This is a genomic window from Jutongia sp., from assembly GCF_057878315.1.
This window is the reverse complement of the sequence record NZ_DBLXSO010000015.1, coordinates 1-16,641: the sequence shown is the minus strand read 5'-3', so window position 1 is coordinate 16,641 and position 16,641 is coordinate 1. Positions and strand designations below refer to the sequence as shown.

15 protein-coding genes are annotated in these 16,641 nt (G+C 45.7%); all 15 read right to left on the bottom strand.

Annotated elements, in window-relative coordinates; translation table 11 throughout:
- Positions 1-11: 11 nt before the first annotated feature.
- Positions 12-332: a hypothetical protein gene (locus tag ACZLMD_RS05210; protein WP_118560455.1), complete on the bottom strand. Its 321-nt coding sequence runs from the start codon at positions 330-332 to the stop codon at positions 12-14.
- A gap of 17 nt (positions 333-349) precedes the next feature.
- Positions 350-922 (bottom strand): RNA polymerase sigma factor, encoded by a 573-nt coding sequence (locus ACZLMD_RS05205; protein WP_158577197.1) that lies wholly within the window; start codon positions 920-922, stop codon positions 350-352.
- A 138-nt stretch (positions 923-1,060) separates the two neighbouring features.
- Positions 1,061-3,742 (bottom strand): CotH kinase family protein, encoded by a 2,682-nt coding sequence (locus ACZLMD_RS05200; protein ID WP_489495235.1) that lies wholly within the window; start codon positions 3,740-3,742, stop codon positions 1,061-1,063.
- A 212-nt stretch (positions 3,743-3,954) separates the two neighbouring features.
- Positions 3,955-5,304 carry a glucose-6-phosphate isomerase gene (locus ACZLMD_RS05195; protein ID WP_022306583.1) on the bottom strand — a complete coding sequence of 450 codons (1,350 nt, stop codon included), beginning with the start codon at positions 5,302-5,304 and terminating at the stop codon, positions 3,955-3,957.
- A gap of 113 nt (positions 5,305-5,417) precedes the next feature.
- Positions 5,418-6,767 (bottom strand): replicative DNA helicase, encoded by a 1,350-nt coding sequence (gene dnaB, locus ACZLMD_RS05190; RefSeq protein ID WP_022306584.1) that lies wholly within the window; start codon positions 6,765-6,767, stop codon positions 5,418-5,420.
- A gap of 45 nt (positions 6,768-6,812) precedes the next feature.
- Positions 6,813-7,262 (bottom strand): 50S ribosomal protein L9, encoded by a 450-nt coding sequence (rplI, locus tag ACZLMD_RS05185; protein WP_022306585.1) that lies wholly within the window; start codon positions 7,260-7,262, stop codon positions 6,813-6,815.
- A gap of 12 nt (positions 7,263-7,274) precedes the next feature.
- The gene (locus tag ACZLMD_RS05180) at positions 7,275-9,332 is read right to left on the bottom strand and encodes a DHH family phosphoesterase (protein ID WP_482522200.1); all 2,058 of its coding nucleotides are present in this window, start codon (positions 9,330-9,332) and stop codon (positions 7,275-7,277) included.
- A 144-nt stretch (positions 9,333-9,476) separates the two neighbouring features.
- Entirely contained in the window at positions 9,477-10,337 is an 861-nt protein-coding gene (locus tag ACZLMD_RS05175) for a class I SAM-dependent methyltransferase (RefSeq protein WP_489495233.1), read from the bottom strand.
- A 126-nt stretch (positions 10,338-10,463) separates the two neighbouring features.
- Complete coding sequence (gene ispF / locus ACZLMD_RS05170) at positions 10,464-11,060, bottom strand: 2-C-methyl-D-erythritol 2,4-cyclodiphosphate synthase (RefSeq protein ID WP_489495232.1); 597 nt, start codon at positions 11,058-11,060, stop codon at positions 10,464-10,466.
- Positions 11,061-11,296: 236 nt separating this feature from the next.
- Entirely contained in the window at positions 11,297-12,688 is a 1,392-nt protein-coding gene (locus ACZLMD_RS05165; protein ID WP_489495231.1) for a hypothetical protein, read from the bottom strand.
- Positions 12,689-12,742: 54 nt separating this feature from the next.
- On the bottom strand, positions 12,743-13,939 hold the full coding sequence (locus tag ACZLMD_RS05160) for a serine/threonine protein kinase (protein WP_486818128.1): 1,197 nt from the start codon (positions 13,937-13,939) through the stop codon (positions 12,743-12,745).
- A gap of 166 nt (positions 13,940-14,105) precedes the next feature.
- Positions 14,106-14,711, bottom strand: a complete 606-nt coding sequence (locus tag ACZLMD_RS05155) for a hypothetical protein (protein WP_482522196.1) — start codon at positions 14,709-14,711, stop codon at positions 14,106-14,108.
- Positions 14,695-14,835: a hypothetical protein gene (locus ACZLMD_RS05150; protein ID WP_022306592.1), complete on the bottom strand. Its 141-nt coding sequence runs from the start codon at positions 14,833-14,835 to the stop codon at positions 14,695-14,697. Before ACZLMD_RS05150 ends, ACZLMD_RS05155 begins: the two co-directional genes overlap by 17 nt.
- A 198-nt stretch (positions 14,836-15,033) precedes the next feature.
- Positions 15,034-15,201 carry a hypothetical protein gene (locus ACZLMD_RS05145; RefSeq protein ID WP_199877069.1) on the bottom strand — a complete coding sequence of 56 codons (168 nt, stop codon included), beginning with the start codon at positions 15,199-15,201 and terminating at the stop codon, positions 15,034-15,036.
- Between the two features lie 258 nt (positions 15,202-15,459).
- Positions 15,460-16,641, bottom strand: a 1,182-nt coding sequence (locus ACZLMD_RS05140) for a hypothetical protein (RefSeq protein ID WP_489495230.1), incomplete at its 5' end; no start/stop codon positions are given.

Here is a 16,641-nt window from a genome sequence, read left to right as displayed (position 1 = left end):
CTACAGCACCATCACAGTCCCCTCACGATCAAAAATACAATTACTGCAATAATCAATATTATAACGCATATTCCACAGACTGCAAGACGTCTTTGGCGCTGCTTTTTGCGGACATATATCTGCTCCAGCTTCCGGCTCATATTGTCCGGCTGTAAGCTCTCCGGCACATCGATATTTTCACCGGCAGCCAGGATCATTTCCTCGACCTCTTTTAATGACTGCTCCTCAACAAGCGACTCACTTCCCGAGCGGTATTCCATATGATATTTCTTTGGGAGCACGCCCTGAATCCGATGGGATGCCAGTCTTTCCAGTCCATTTTGCTCTTCCATGATCACGACGCCTCCTTTCACTCATCCAGCTTTTTCTTCATTTTAGCCAATGCCCGCCGGTACTTTGACCGCAGTGTACCGGAGCCTATCCCCAGACTCTGTGCGATCTCATCTCCCCGGTATCCGCCAAAAAGAAATGAATTAACGATATAGCGTTCTTCCTCCGACAACGTCTCAAAGGCCTGCCGGATCCACTCACGGTCCGTTGCCTCCTTCTCCATATCCCGACCGTCACTGACCCCGGAAAACACATCCTTCTGTTCCTCTCCCGGAAAGTCCAGGTTATGACGGCGGTTGCGCTCCGCGTAGGACTTTCTCCGCTTCTTGCATTGGTTGGACAATATCTTAAACAACCATTGGCGAAAGCGATATACATCCCGAAGCTTTCCGATCGATTCGAATGCCGCTACGATCGTGTCGGAAACCACATCCTCCGCATCCTGTGGATGGCGAAGCATATAGGATGCATACGCATATAATTCATGATAAAAGAGCTTATATAATTCCATAAAAGCTTCCCGACTGCCTCTTTTGGCCTGTCGCACCAGATCTGCCAGTTTTTCCTCTGCTGCATCCCCTGCAGGTTTCACGTTACCGCCTCCTCCCCGTATGGTATTTATATCGGACAATGGCAGGACGTTATTTAATAAGTCCTGCCATTTTAATAATGTTCGGTTCCAAAGGTATTCCCCTGCGGCTAAAGCTGTGCGGTGCCGCTGCGCTCTGTATTATTTTAATTTCATTGTTTTTTTCACAAAGCCGGTCTTTGCCGTAAAAAGCTTTTTATAAGCCTTTTTCTTTGCTTTTGGACACGTAATCTGTGCTCCCTTTGCAATTCCTTTGATCGCATTTTTGCCGACCTTCTTTAGCTGTGTTGATTTGATCACAATATTTTTCAGGTTCTTGCAGCCGGAGAATGCATTGTCTCCGATCGTGGTTACATTCTTTCCGATCATTACCTTTTTCAGCTTGCCAAGTCCCTTAAAAGTTCCCTTTTCTACCGCTGTGATCTTCAGTGTTTTGCCGTTGATCTTCTCGGTATCCTTGATCGTCACAGATGTCTTATTCTTGAGAAAAGCGTTGTTCTTCGCCAGATAACACAGACTGTTATCTTTGCTTAACCGGTAAATACCGGCTTTCGTCTGATACTTTGTCTCTGTCACCTTACCCTTTGCATCCGTAGTCCGGATCACAACCGTGCCATCCTTTAATGTCTCTTTACTCTCACCAGCCTGCGCATTACTACTGATATCGGACGGATTCTGCGTTGATACCGGAGACGCTGTCTGCTGTGCCGGAACCTGGCTTGGTGCTGCCGACGGAGCCGGTGTTGGTACGGTGGACGGGTCATTCGTCGGCTTTGGTGATGTACTGACATCAGCGGGATCTCCGTAATAATTACGGACATATTTTACAATCTTCGGGATCTGATTGCTTCTTCCATTCAAAAACTCACGGATTGCCTGAAGTGATCCGTATGTGTTCCAACTTTCTCCATTGATCGCCTTGTCTGCCGTCATGCCATTAAAGGTATTGAAACGTTCGAAGAACTGATCCAGAATTGGCTGATACATTTCCTTAAACTGATCGAGCCTTGTTGTCGCACGGTTCTTTTCAAACATGCCATTGGTAAAACTCTCAAGACGTGCGATGAACTTGTCCCGGAAATTCTTATTCGTCATCATCAGTGCAAAGCTTCTGACATGAGGTTTATCATGGTTAACCGATTTCTCGTCTGCCGTTCCTGTTTTTAACAGCTTGGAATTCCTGATCGTGTTTTCCGATGCATCACCGGAACCGCTTATGCCGCCAAACTCAACATCATATACCATAAAACGCCATTTGCCGTCCGCATATGGATTGGTATCATCCTTAGCCGTTGTCTTCCACATCGACCAGTTCTTTCCCGGCCAGTCCCATTTATTATTGATCCATACTTCTGTCGCAAAATAATCAATCATGGAATCCTCATCAACCATCGCCGCAAATTCATCATAATCGGACTGATTCTCCAGACTGGAATGTGTGCTCATAAAACTCTCCAGATCCTTAAAATAATAATCCTCATCCTTCACTCCCTCCGGAAGTTCGCCCTCATCCAGCTTATAGCCAAGTGGCTGGATTGCTTCTGCATCACCTTTATAGATCACAACGTTATCTTTATTGACACCATGCTTGTTTTCCATATAGGCACCACAGAAATCATCCTGTAGTACATAAACACCCCAGTACTCGCCATTCAGATAAACCACACACGGACGGGCACTCTGATTATCACAGTTTAACTCCTCCAGCAATGACTGCCAGTAAGAATCGGAACATTTTGTCGTAAATGCACAGTTACCGCCGTTACGAAGAACGATCTTTTTGTACTTGTCGATCACATTTCCTTCATCATCCTTCGCATTGTCCCAGAAAGCATACTTGAAGTTCTTTGGACCATAATCCTGTCTTGCATAGAGACGAAAACTCTTCTGGTAATCAGAACGGGAATAGTTACCCTGAATACGGATACCACAATCCTGCTGAAGCTGGCACTTTGTATCAGTTCCGTTGCTCTCAAAATAATCGATATGGGTGCTGCGCTCCCAGCCCTTACCCTTCTGCTTATAATTAGCATCCAGCTTCCGGCAAAGATCGGATGCGTCCCAGTCAACCTTACCGCCTCCGTCAAGATACTCCTTAAGTGCCTTGTCAAAAGTATCTCCCTTTACATAGATGCCCTTGGCAGAATCAAACAGATCATCTGCGTCCATGCTGATCGACATCACCGCCAGATCCTTGCCGGCTGCCTTGCAGCTCTCACTGATACCATCAATATGCTCTGCCATATCACCCACAAAATAGGTGTTGGTCACAACATCAGAATAGGTACCATCCTCATGCTGTGCTGCCGCCTTGATCACAGTACATTTGTCAACCTTGGACTTATCCGGCGCAGATATTGTACTGACAAAGCTCTTCTGATCAGAGCTTCCCTTTACATTCACTGCATCAAACAAAATCGGATCGATCGCTGACAGTACATTCTCATCGTTCTTGCGGTCGGTAATCGAAATACCGCTGTCCGCATAAGCAATCCTTGCCGTATTGTCCGGATCAGACGGATCACTGCCATCGGTTGTGTAATAGATTGCGGTATCCGTGTCTGCTCCCTGAAGCTTCAACGAAAAAGCATCCTTATAAGTTCCGCTTGCCTCGGAAAATGTCACCGGCGCTTTCGATGCCTTTTTGAGGCTGTCCGCCGCCTGTACGCTCTGTACCTTACCACCGGTCTGTGCTGTTGTTACTTCCTGTACGCTCTGTGCCTTGTCCGTCTGTGCAGCTGTCACTGCGTTGACCGGAAGCAGGCTTACCGTCATACTGACTGCCGCAAGCACTGCAAGCAGTCGAGTTCCTGTTTTTCTCATAGTTGCCCTCCAATCTTTTTCAGATTTCTCATTTTTTCTGAGAAACGTTGCATTATCCGCTCCCACGTTTGTAGATTTATTTTACCACCTGCCCCTCCCGGATGGATACCTGCATTTTCCTACAGATTTACCTTATTTATTGGATGGGACATCAAAAAAGGATGCCACCATTCGATGACATCCTTTCTATTTAAAACAGATTTATTCTATTATTACAGTCTTTTCATCAACTGCTCGCGCTGTTCCTCGAAACCAGGCTTTCCAAGAAGTGCAAACATGTTCTTCTTGTAGCTCTCTACGCCGGGCTGATTAAACGGATTAACGCCAAGGATATATCCACTCAGACCACATGCGAACTCATAGAAGTAGAACAGCTGTCCGAGATAGAACTCATTCTGCTCCGGTACCTTTACTACAAGGTTTGGAACATTGCCGTCTGTGTGAGCAAGCTGGGTACCCTTCATCGCACTCTTATTGATAAAATCAAGCGTCTTTCCTGCCAGATAGTTCAGACCATCCAGATCAACATCTTCCTTCTGGATCTTCAGGTCAAATGCAGGCTTCTCTAATTCCATCACTGTCTCGAACATAACACGGCTTCCGTCCTGAATGAACTGACCCATGGAATGAAGATCTGTTGTAAGATCAACAGATGCCGGGAACAGACCCTTCTGATCCTTTCCTTCACTCTCACCGAAGAGCTGTTTCCACCACTCAGCGACATAGTGGAAGATCGGCTCATAGTTACAAAGGATCTCAACAGACTTACCCTTGCGGAGAAGAATATTTCGAACTGCAGCATACTTCATGGAATCATTCTCTGCGAAGTCCTTATTCAGACATACCTCACGCATGGAAGCAGCACCTTCCATAAGCTTTGTGATATCAGCACCGCTGACAGCGATCGGAAGAAGACCTACTGCTGTCAGTACAGAGAAACGTCCTCCTACATCATCCGGAACAACGAAGGTCTCATAGCCTTCCTCTGTTGCAAGACTCTTAAGTGCTCCCTTTGCTTTATCGGTTGTTGCATAAATTCTCTTGGCAGCCTCTTCCTTGCCATACTTCTTCTCAAGCATTTCCTTGAAGATACGGAATGCTACAGCCGGCTCTGTTGTTGTACCGGACTTACTGATAATATTTACAGAGAAATCGCGGTCACCAATGACATCGATCAACTGAGACAGGTATGTACCGCTCAGGTTGTTACCACAGTAATAGATCTCCGGGGTCTTGCGGATCTCTTTGGATACGTTATTGTAAAAGCTGTGGCGTAAGAACTCGATTGCAGCTCTTGCTCCAAGATAAGAACCACCGATACCGATCACAAGAAGTACCTCGGAATCAGACTGGATCTTCTGTGCTGCCTTCTGGATTCTCGCAAACTCTTCCTTGTCATAATCAACCGGAAGGTCGATCCATCCAAGGAAATCATTACCTGCGCCACTCTTCCCTACTAATACATCTTTTGCGTCTTTCGTGATCTTCTCCATTGCCTTCATCTCATCCTCTGAGATTACACCGGCAGTCAGAGAATAATCAAACTTTACCTGTTCAGCCATTTCTCTCTTTCCTCCATTCGTTACTAAGGTTTACACCGTGTTTCATTCTACTCGTTTCGCTTCCGCAAATCAAGTCTCTTTGGCAAATTTAGAGTTTTTTAATAGCTTAAATCCTAGGAATTGCCGGATTCTCTCTCCAAATTGCCAAACTTTGTATATTGAGCAAGCCATGCCAGCTCTACTGTGCCGGTAGGACCACTTCTCTGTTTTGCAATAATAAGCTCCGCCTGCCCCTTTTTCTCGGAATCAGGTTTGTAATATTCCTCGCGGTACAAGAACATAACCATATCCGCATCCTGCTCGATCGCTCCGGACTCACGCAGGTCGGAAAGCATCGGCTTCTTATCCGGGCGCTGTTCTACCGCACGGGAAAGCTGTGACAATGCGATCACCGGCACATTCAAGTCTCTCGCCATGACCTTTAGGGCACGGGAAATGTCTGATATCTCCTGCTGTCGGCTGTCACCGCGGCGCTTTCCACCACCACTCATCAGCTGTAAGTAATCGATAATGACAAGATCCAGTCCCTTCTCCATCTTGAGACGACGACATTTGGAGTGGATCTCTGATGCCGTAATACCGGAACTGTCGTCAATGACCAGATTGGAATTACCGAGCCGGCGTACACTGTCGACCAGTTTACCCCAGTCCTCATCCTCCAGATTACCGGTTCGGATCCTCTGGGAATCTACCTTGGAGTTCATGGAAAGCATACGCTTGACCAGCTGCTCCTTACTCATCTCGAGGCTGAACATTGCGATCGTACTCTGACTATGAAGTGCGATATACTCCGCCAGATTCAGCACAAACGCCGTCTTACCCATGGCAGGTCTTGCCGCGATCAGGATCAGATCCGACGGCTGCAGACCTGCAGTCTTATAATCAAGATCCCGAAATCCTGTCTGAAGACCTGTAATATGTCCCTGCTGCTTTGCCGCAGTCTCAATGCTGTCAAGTGTCCGCAATACTACATCGCGGATATTTTCAAATTCACCGGAATTACGTCTCTGCACAACGTCATAGACCTTCTTCTCGGCATCCTCAAGGATATCCTCCAGCGGATTCTTGTCCAAATAACAGTTGCCGGTAATCGACTCCGTCACCTTGATCAGACTCCGCAGCACAGACTTCTCCTGCACGATCTTCACATAATAACGGATATTCGCCGATGTCGGCACGCTGTTGATCAGATCTCCAATATATTCTACACTTGTAAGCTCCGGTGGAATCTCCATTTCACGCAGCTTATTCTGTATGGTGACAAGATCGGTTCCAACTCCCTGCTGATGCATTTCCACCAGTGCCGAAAAGATCACGCCATACTGTCCATTATAAAAGTCTTCCCCCTGTAACTGCTCTGAGGCAATCTGCACTGCATCCTGATCCATCATCATGGAGCCGATAACCGCACGCTCTGCCTCATCGTTGTGGGGCGGAATCCTTTTGAATACCGCTTCATCCATTGTCTGTCCCCCGTTCACTTACAGCCGCAGACTTACCGTCCGCCGCTACTTCGTCTCCTGTACGATCACCTTCAGACTTCCCATAACCTTTGGATGAAGCTTGATCGGGAGATCAAAGATCCCCGGACTTTTGATCGGCTCCGGAAGAACCATTTTCTTTTTATCCAGTTCATATCCAAGCTGTTCTTTGGCAGCCGCAGCAAGCTCCTTGGTAGATACCGAACCAAAGCTTCGTCCGCCGCTTCCCGTCTTAATGGAAACGGTGATGGATTTCTCTTTGAGTTCCTCCGCAAATGCCTTTGCGTCATCTAACTTCTCCTGTGCCACCTTTTCCTCATGCTTTTTCTGAAGCTTAAGATCATTTTTATTCTGTGCGGTAGCTTCGATTCCAAGCTTTTTCTTGAAGAGAAAATTCTTGGCATAGCCATCGCTGACATTGACAAGCTCTCCCTTCTTTCCTAATGTCTTTACATCTGCTAATAAGATTACTTCCATCGCTGTTACCTCCTATTGTGTAATATCTCCATCCTCGATCATCTTGTCGATCATGGTGCGAAGCTTCTCCTCTGCCTCGGAAACCGTACAGTCCTTAAGCTGCGCTCCTGCCATATTGATGTGACCACCGCCACCAAGTTTTTCCATCATGACCTGTACATTTACCTCATCGATCGATCTGGCGCTGATATATATCTTATCATTATAATTTGTTAATACAAACGATGCCTTTACACCGCTGATATCCAGAAGCTCATTGGCAATCTTGGCAGCAAGCACGGTCGGACTATCCGTCCCCTCGGCTTTGCTCTCTGTGATCGCATAACTGTCCAGATAAAGATTGGTTGCCTCGATCGCAGCCGCCTTGATCCGGTACTCATCCATATTCTCGCGGAATGCCTTACGAAGTCTGATCACATCCACACCGTTGCGGCGCAGATATGCCATTGCCTCAAAGGTACGCACGCCTGTCTTATCCGTGAAATTGTTTGTATCGATCATAATACCGGCATACAGTGCCTCAGCCTCCGCCGGCTTCAGTTTCAATCCATTGCCGATATACTGTGAAATCTCCGATACCATCTCACTCGCAGAGGATGCATATGGTTCAATATAGAATAACACAGCCTGCGAAATCGCATCGCCCGCCTGACGGTGATGATCAATGACCACAACCGACTGTGCCTGTTCTACAAGCTCCGGACACTCTGTGTAATCTGCCTTATTGACATCCACGATGACGAGAAGCGCATTCTCATCCACAAGCTTCCCGGCTTCCTCCCGGTTGACGATCATTCCATCCTCATAGTCACCGCTGTAGAAACGGTCACAAAGCGGACGTACCGACGGACTACACTGGTCTAACACTACATAAGCCTTGCGCTCCAGCGTCTTGGCAATCCGGTAAACTCCTACGGACGCACCAAACGAATCGGCATCGCCGATGGAATGTCCCATCACGACAACACGTTCCTTGCTCTCGATAAGCTCCTTTAACGCATGTGCCTTCACACGCGCCTTTACACGCGTATTACGTTCTGCGGAAACCCGCTTGCCTCCGTAGAACTCCTCGCTCTCGCTTCCCTTGATGACCGCCTGATCACCGCCGCGTCCCAATGCCAGGTCGATTGCCGCCCGGGCATTGTTGTAAAGCTCCGTATATGTCTCAGACTCTGTACCGATACCGATACTGATCGTACAGGTCTGATCATTGCCGATGTTGATCGCACGAACCTCTTCGAGAATGGAAAATCTCGTCTCCTTCAGATCCTTCAGATGCTCCTGTTTAAAGACAAACAGAAACTTATCCTTCTCTAACTTCTTGGAGATTGCATCAATCCCCTGCATATACTTGTTGATCTTACGATCGATCAACGCCATCAGAAGTGACTGGCGCACCTCATCAATGCTTGCCACGGTCTCCTCATAGTTATCAATATACAAAAGACCTACCGTCAGCTTCTCTGCTGCGATCGTCTCCTCTAACTGCACCATCTCTGTCTCATCGTATAAAAACATCACAATGATACTCTGATCATCAATAAACTGATCTAACTCCAGACCATCCGAAAAGTCATCTACCAGCGCAGCATCAATCTGACGCAGCACGGCACGGAACGTCTTATCCTCTCTGGTCACTCTCAGTACCACATCACCCTGTGCCGCCTCCGGCAGCCGATCCAGTGTGATCTCCGGGAAGATATTGGCAATATTACGTCTGGCTGCCTTCTTATTAACAGCAACGTCCAAAAACTCGTCATTGCCCCACAGAAGGTGTCCCTCTACATTCAGAACAGCAAAAGGAACCGCCATTTCCTTCATCATCTTCATCTGAAGCCGTCCATAACTCTGTGCAAACCGGATCAGATCCTGCTGCAGCTTCTTTCTTCCGGACAGACGCAGCATCATGGCAACGACAAAATAAGCCAGCGTGTAGCCTGCCACACAATATCCGGCTTTTCGATCAACCACATATATATGAATGGTTGCCACCGCCCATAGCAGTGACAGCATCACCGGCCATCTCAGATATGTCTTCAGATTGCCGGTCAGTTTTATTTGATGGTTCATGCTTTAAGACCTCTTCTTCACAATTCCATTAACCGTATAATTATAGCATTTTCCTTATAGGCAGTCAATCTCCGGCCATACTCCGATACGCCCATGACCTGTGCTTCTGCCCGTTATAATAGCCTGCAAGCTCAGAAGCATTATTTACATCGTCCATCGTCCGGATGCCCCACAAGGAAGAATAAGACCGTTGGAGCTTACCGGCAATCCGATCTCCTGTGCCTCAACATGACCGCCAAGCTTTGATACCAAAGCAGTCTCCAGCATATAAGTCAATACCGCCGGCTGAAGTCCGGTAGTATAGGAATTCACCAGGAAGAACAATGGCTCATCGGAAAGAATCTGTGTGCACAGTTCAATGAACGGAAAAATCTTCTCCTCGATCTTCCAGATTTCACCCTTTGGTCCTCTTCCGTAAGATGGCGGATCCATGATAATGCCATCGTAATGATTGCCTCTGCGGATCTCTCTCTCAACAAACTTCACGCAGTCATCCACCAGCCAGCGGATCGGTCTGTCCGATAATCCGGACACCTGTGCATTCTCCTTCGCCCAGGTAACCATGCCCTTGGACGCATCCACATGTGTCACACCGGCACCTGCATCGGCTGCTGCCAGTGTCGCTCCACCCGTATATGCAAACAGATTCAGTACCTTAACCGGGCGGTTTGCCTGACGGATCTTGTCCCCGAACCAGTCCCAGTTGACTGCCTGCTCCGGGAAAAGTCCCGTATGCTTGAATTGGAATGGCTGCAGTCGGAACGTCAGATTCTTATAAGAAATCTGCCATGTCTTTGGCAAGTTAAAAAATTCCCACTCTCCGCCGCCACGGCTGCTTCTATGATAATGTGCATTCAGCTTATGCCATTTCTTATCTCTGCGCGGGGTATCCCATATCACCTGCGGATCCGGGCGCAGCAAAATATAATCGCCCCAGCGTTCCAGCTTCTCGCCCGCTGAAGTATCGATCACTTCATAATCCTTCCAACCATCTGCTATCCACATATTTATTGTCTCCTTATTTGTATATTTTCCGAATGTTGCATTTTAAATTTCAATGATTAATTCTCTGTATTATGCGAAATCATAATGCGAAGCTGCAGTATTGCATATCCGCATCATTGTACTGATTTATGCGCTCTTTCCGCACTGTGCGGCAGACGGACATGCCCCGCAGCCGCCGCTGCAGCCTGCCGATGCCTGTGGAATCTCCTGTGCCGTTCCATCAATGGAGGATACCAGCCCCGCATTATCATAAATCGGCTCCAGACAACATACAGCCTGTGAAGAAATACCGGCTCCCTCTCCGGTAAATCCAAGACCTTCTTCTGTCGTTGCTTTGACATTGACCTGATTTATCTCAAGTCCGAGCGTCTTTGCAATATTCTCCCGCATCGTATCGATATAATCTCTCATTTTCGGGCGCTGTGCAATGATCGTCGCATCAATATTGCTGATCAGATAACCCTCCTCCTCGATCAGTCCGCCTACATGCTCAAGCAGCTTCACGCTGGAAGCTCCCTCATATGTCGGATCCGTATCCGGAAAATGCTTTCCGATGTCCCCCAGCGCTGCTGCCCCGAGAAGCGCATCCATGATCGCATGCAAAAGCACATCTGCATCCGAATGACCATCCAGTCCCTTTTCATATGGTATCTTTACGCCACCCATGATCAGGTCACGTCCCTCCACAAGACGGTGAACATCATAACCCATTCCTACTCTCATATAAATATTCATTCCTTTCCCGGCTGTCAGCCCACAAGCTCCAGGCTGCCGACCAAGCATTCCTCATTTCTCTGCTCTGCCACTTTCGAATACGTCACAATCATACCATTCCCACCGGATAAATTCAACAAGGCATGGATAAAATCAACGCTCCCTGCCTGAAATGCATTCTTTTATTACTGTTATTACTGAAATATTTCATTTCGTTTTCCGGAAAAAGCTGCATGAATAAGAACCTATATCAATTCCATGACAATCTCTAACAGCTCTGACATATAGGAAACCTCTCCTGTTTCAAAACACGAAAGCAGTATATGATCCAGACGGTAATGTTTGTCCAGCGGAGCCATATCGCAGCGTTTCAATACCTCCGCCGCCATATTCACAAAGAGCTGTCTGGCATCCACCGAAGAATATTCCTCCTCTGTTTTCTGCATCTCCATATAATGCCGTGCCGCCACATACTGTACCATAGGAAGAATATCCGAGCGCTGTACAAGACGGCAGCGCTGCTTCTGGCTCTTCTTCATGGTCAACAGCTTTACATCTCCGCTCTTTGCCTGCTGCACAGATATCCGGAACAGCTTTTCCTTCTGCTGCGCTACCGTCAAAAGCTTGGATACATAATCGTCCGTCATAAAATGGAGCTCCCTGCCCAGAGACTCTGCCTTCCTCGTAAAAGAGATCCTGCGTCCCTTATCTCTCTGATCATCCGTCATCAACACCGCCGCATATAACTCGCGCAGCATCACCGCATTCTTTTCCATCTTGGAATACGCTTGCAGATGAAGCTGTTGTATCATATCCAGTTCATCCTCGGATAGTCCGGGATTCTTCCGGCGACGCTTGTTCTTAATATACTGGACAACCCCTGCATCATAATCCGGCTCGGAATATCCGTGTTCGGCAGACCATTCCGCAAAATCCGTCTCCTCCAGACATTCCTTGAGCTGCTGCCGCATATCCTTCTGTACATAATGAATGATCTTCTCCCGGTACTCTCTGAAAACCTTCAGACTCATCATACTGTAGCCTTTAAACATGACTGAATTTTCCACCATCCACGACAGAAAACGTGCCGGTGTCTTTATTTTATTGATCTGGTACATCTTCCATAAGAGATCGGTATGACTCTTCTGCTCCAGTGCCGCACCCTGATTGACCGCCTGCTCAAACAACCGGATCATATCCTGACATTTGCCAAGACTGAACCCATTGGCCGCACAATACAAATAGATCACTTCCTGATAATCATTGATCTGGACTCCCGGCTCATAGATTCCCTTCCTCAGGCAATCCTGCATCTCTTCTTCCGTATAGCCAAGAAGCAGCGAAAAATCCAAAATCTGTATTCTCTTTGGAAAAACAAGTTCTCCATCGAGACCAAACCATCGGCGCAGAGTCGGTCGCGAAATAAACTTGGTTTTGCCGAGTTTACCGCTTAACTGATGATACGCCTTCTCTCGATATTTATTTCTCTGCTTAGTTTCCATTGCCCGCCAGTCATCCACCGGAATCTGAAAAAGCTTCCTGGTCATATATCCATCAAAGCCATCGAAATGATCCGTCCTATTCTCCTCTGCAAACTGTTTGGCAATACTTCTGGTACTATTTGGATCCGAAGTCATCAAATCCCCCTCCCTCTCTGGTATACTGCTTCCCTTCGTTCTGTAAAGCCCGTATCATCCGTTGATCATATACATAGCAAACAGGAACAACACTCCCGCCGCTGCGATTCCAAAAATAACCGGATACCATTTGCGTTTCCGACGTCTGGCATCCATTCTGTCAAGTTTCCTCTCCATCTGACTCGTCAGCGTACAACTTCTTCCCTGCCTGCCGCCCCATCGAAAAGAACTCACTTTCGTCTCCTGCTGCATCATAACCGGAAAAGCAATCAATGAATCATGATACAGTGCCTGATACAGTTCATCCACACTTTGCAGGCGATCTGCAGACTCGATGACAAGTCCCCGCATTATCAACTTCTCCACTTCGTCATCAAGCGTCACGCCCATCCGACTCAGTCTCGGGAGTGTATCCTCATAGATCCGTTCCGTCGCATCTAATGGTTTCTCCCCTGTCAGCATGTAATAGATAGTCGCACACAGTCCGTAAACGTCTATCCACGGGCCTCTCTGTCCATGCTTTTCAAGCTGTTCATACGCAGAGTAGCAGCGTTTGTAGATTGCCAGCTCTTCGTTATCACTAAGCTCACCGGCACTCCACACGGTTCCAAAGTCAATGAGTGTTCCCTTTCCCGAGGTATTGATCATGATATTGTCCGGGCTGATATCCTGATGTACCATATCATTCTCATGGAGTCTGCATAGCGCTTTCATTGGATTCTTAAGGATCTGCCAACAGATTGCCGGCGTCATCCTCCCATTCACGGCAACATAATCTCTGACACTGACTCCCTCCAGATAATCTAACACCAGATATGCTGTTCCATTCTCTTCAAAAAAGCTTCTGGTACGTGTAATTCCATCCAGATCGCCAAACCTCGACAACACCCGCGCTTCCTGCAGGAAATCTCTCTTTCCCTGCCTGAACATCTCCTCCGACTTCGCTGAAACAGGTCTGACAAGATGGGACTGCTCCGACTGACTATACTTCCGACGAACCAATCCCTTCGGGAAAAACTCCTTGATCGTGACCGGTATCATCAGTGTCTTATACAGTCCGATATATGTAATGCCAAAGCCGCCCTCTCCAAGCACCTTTCCGATCAGATACTCTCCATGATCCAAGACACTCCCCAAGGGCAGATGGTACCCTCTGCTCTGATATTTTTTTCTGTCAAAACCACATGCCGGACATCTCCCCTCCTGATCCAGCGGTTTCATACAGCCAAAGCAATATCCATTTTCTCTCACTTTTCCTCACTCATCCCTGATGTATTATGGTAACATTGCATTTTGCGTATGTCAAAATATGGCAAATATGCGTACAATTAAATATATCAGACGGATGGCTGAAAGTGTCTTAATTTTTTATTATGATGCAGTGTTTTGTAAATAACCGGAACACCTCCCGGAATCCTTACGCCGTTTTCTCCTCACGTTCAAGCTCCTCACGTATCTTTACAATGTCATAATTCGGTGCCATGCCGGCAGCAATATCACAGATCCGCTGAACTGACTCTTCTTCCTCCTCCAGAATATCGGCAATCTGCGAAACAGACATCCCCTTTGAAATTTTCTTAATGACAAGCTGTATTTTGCTTTCCAGAGCGCCCTCCCGGCGTCCCTCCATAACTCCCTCCATTTTTTGATCTTCCCATGCTTTCCACATACTGATCTCTCCCTTCTTTTTTTCTACATCAAGCTTAAGATTTGAAAAATGATTAATAACCTGCACTGCATCCGCTTCCAGATTTCCTTTCGACTGATGCATCTGAACCAGTTCTTCCATATTCTTCTTATCTTTAGAATACTTTAATAATTCCAGTACAGTTCCAACCGAAGTACGAAACTTATGAAAATCCGTGATCTCTGACGGAATGACCAGATTCATCCTGTAATCAGAGACAAATCGAAGTTCATCGTTTCCAATTTCTCCATCTGTCTCATCCCGCAGCATTTCATGCAGGCTTCTCGGTCCATCCCATGGATCTGCTCCCCAGTATACTCTATATCTCTCTGGCATCCTGTTCCAGCAGTTCCTCCGGTCGAATCACATCCTCTCCATTGTACAGATAATAATTACACACATCGGCAAATCTCTTGTTGTCCGCCAAAAAAGCATTGGCTGTAATGTCCTTTACTCCCATCCATTTCCTCCTGTCTGATTGAAAGCGGCAGGAAGATTCTGAAACTTTGGAAATTCTCCCTGCTGTTAAACGTTTTCCTGTTGTATTTGGCCCGTATTAAAAGCATTGAAAAAAGAAGCTTCCATAGTTTTAGTGCTTTTCATAATACCTACAACAAAAGAGCAGACAATTTTCTCTGTCTGCCCCTCTGCCTATTCATTATAATGTTAAATCTTCTACATTAACCCCCATCGAAGATAATTTTACTGTTGTTGCCCTAATTTGATATTCTAATTCTTCATTCGGCGTATTCTTATTTTCCTTTTTAATACGCTGTAAATCTACATATTTATCAATAAGCCCGATAATCAATTCTTGTTCTGTCATATTCTCCATCCTTCCACCGCCTTTCATCAAGTCATTTTATACTTTGCATGGAGTATAGCATACCTCCTTTGTCATGTCGACAGAATCCAGCTCATTTTCCACTTTTCTCCGTTCTGCTGTTTTTGCCGTGCTTTTTTCGATACTTTGACAAAATATGCCTCTTTCAAAATGACTGTTGTCGAACATAAAACGATGCTGTTGGTAATTTCTACCAAGTTTAGTAAAAGTATCTTATGTAATTATAATAAAGTATATCTTCTATCGTTCCTTCGTTAATTCTTGTGTTATCTCTTGCTCGCGTTTCTTGAGTTTTGCGAATTGATCACGAAATTCCTTTCCATCCCGTTTCAATACATTTATTTCAACATCAATACGCTCCTGATGTTCTTTTTTTTCTGCAGCTGCCTGAATTTTTAATTCCTTTAATTTCGGTTCTTCCTGTTGATCTATTTGCGTCACAATCTCTTGTTTCATTTTACCTTGAAACAAACCACATTTCTGACGTTTTTTTTCAAGAGCACGTATAACATCTTCCTGTTTCTGTACCGCTTCTTCACACGGCAATAATCTATTTTTTTCTGAATAAAGTTCTTCTAATTTATCCGCATTGGCATTATCAATTGCAGTAATTTTTTCCTTTAACTCTTCTAATTTTTTTCTAATATCTTCCTGCTCATCATCCAATGCCCTTTTTTCCTCCTGGTGTTCCTGCCAATATTTTTCTATTTTTTCTTGTCTTTTTTTCTCTTTTTGAGCCGCCTGAATTTTTCTAAGTCGTTCTGGAATTCTATGTTTCTTTTCCAAATAGCTATTTATTGTGTTTCGTCTATTTTCTTTTGCCTTATCTGTTAAATGCCATTCTCTGTCCCACATATATGATCCCACATAATTCATCCACACAACATTCCAACTGCATGCCGGAATAACACACTCTTGAAAAGAGACAATATTGGAAAAAATTGCTTCCACAACTTCCGGATTTGTATTATCATTAATTTGTTTTTCCGCAAACTTTAACAGATCTATCACATTATCTGCTTCCTTTATAAATGTGTCCCATATTGCTTTAGTTGGTCTATATTCATCAGCATGATATCGTATCTTCGGCAATGAACTAAACGGATCCACCCCTTTGCCCATATAGTTTCGATAATAATTATAAGCCACTGTACTTTTCCATGTAGACAAACAAAATTTATTGCATTTCCCAATAAAATAATTGTCAAAGGCAAATAAAAGCCCTTGCTTCGGTTCTTCCAAAAAGCCAAGTTCTTCTAACGCAGCTTTCATCTTATTGTACGAATCAACATATGCATTTTTTGCTCTTTTCAATGCATAATCCGTTGGTCTATTTGCCTCAAATTGCTGTAACCAAAAATAAACTTCTCCCTTAAGACACATATTAAGTAACATAAAAATATCATATTTTTCCTGTTCCTT

Excerpts from the sequence above, each read along its gene's own strand:
- ACZLMD_RS05180 (WP_482522200.1), bottom strand. The coding sequence starts at position 9,332 with ATGAACCATCAAATAAAACTGACCGGCAATCTGAAGACATATCTGAGA.
- rplI (WP_022306585.1), bottom strand. The coding sequence starts at position 7,262 with ATGGAAGTAATCTTATTAGCAGATGTAAAGACATTAGGAAAGAAGGGA.
- ACZLMD_RS05145 (WP_199877069.1), bottom strand. The coding sequence starts at position 15,201 with ATGACAGAACAAGAATTGATTATCGGGCTTATTGATAAATATGTAGAT.
- ACZLMD_RS05155 (WP_482522196.1), bottom strand. The coding sequence starts at position 14,711 with ATGCCAGAGAGATATAGAGTATACTGGGGAGCAGATCCATGGGATGGA.
- ACZLMD_RS05195 (WP_022306583.1), bottom strand. The coding sequence starts at position 5,304 with ATGGCTGAACAGGTAAAGTTTGATTATTCTCTGACTGCCGGTGTAATC.
- ACZLMD_RS05200 (WP_489495235.1), bottom strand. The coding sequence starts at position 3,742 with ATGAGAAAAACAGGAACTCGACTGCTTGCAGTGCTTGCGGCAGTCAGT.
- ispF (WP_489495232.1), bottom strand. The coding sequence starts at position 11,060 with ATGAGAGTAGGAATGGGTTATGATGTTCACCGTCTTGTGGAGGGACGT.
- ACZLMD_RS05210 (WP_118560455.1), bottom strand. The coding sequence starts at position 332 with ATGGAAGAGCAAAATGGACTGGAAAGACTGGCATCCCATCGGATTCAG.
- ACZLMD_RS05150 (WP_022306592.1), bottom strand. The coding sequence starts at position 14,835 with ATGGGAGTAAAGGACATTACAGCCAATGCTTTTTTGGCGGACAACAAG.
- ACZLMD_RS05175 (WP_489495233.1), bottom strand. The coding sequence starts at position 10,337 with ATGTGGATAGCAGATGGTTGGAAGGATTATGAAGTGATCGATACTTCA.
- dnaB (WP_022306584.1), bottom strand. The coding sequence starts at position 6,767 with ATGGATGAAGCGGTATTCAAAAGGATTCCGCCCCACAACGATGAGGCA.
- ACZLMD_RS05165 (WP_489495231.1), bottom strand. The coding sequence starts at position 12,688 with ATGACTTCGGATCCAAATAGTACCAGAAGTATTGCCAAACAGTTTGCA.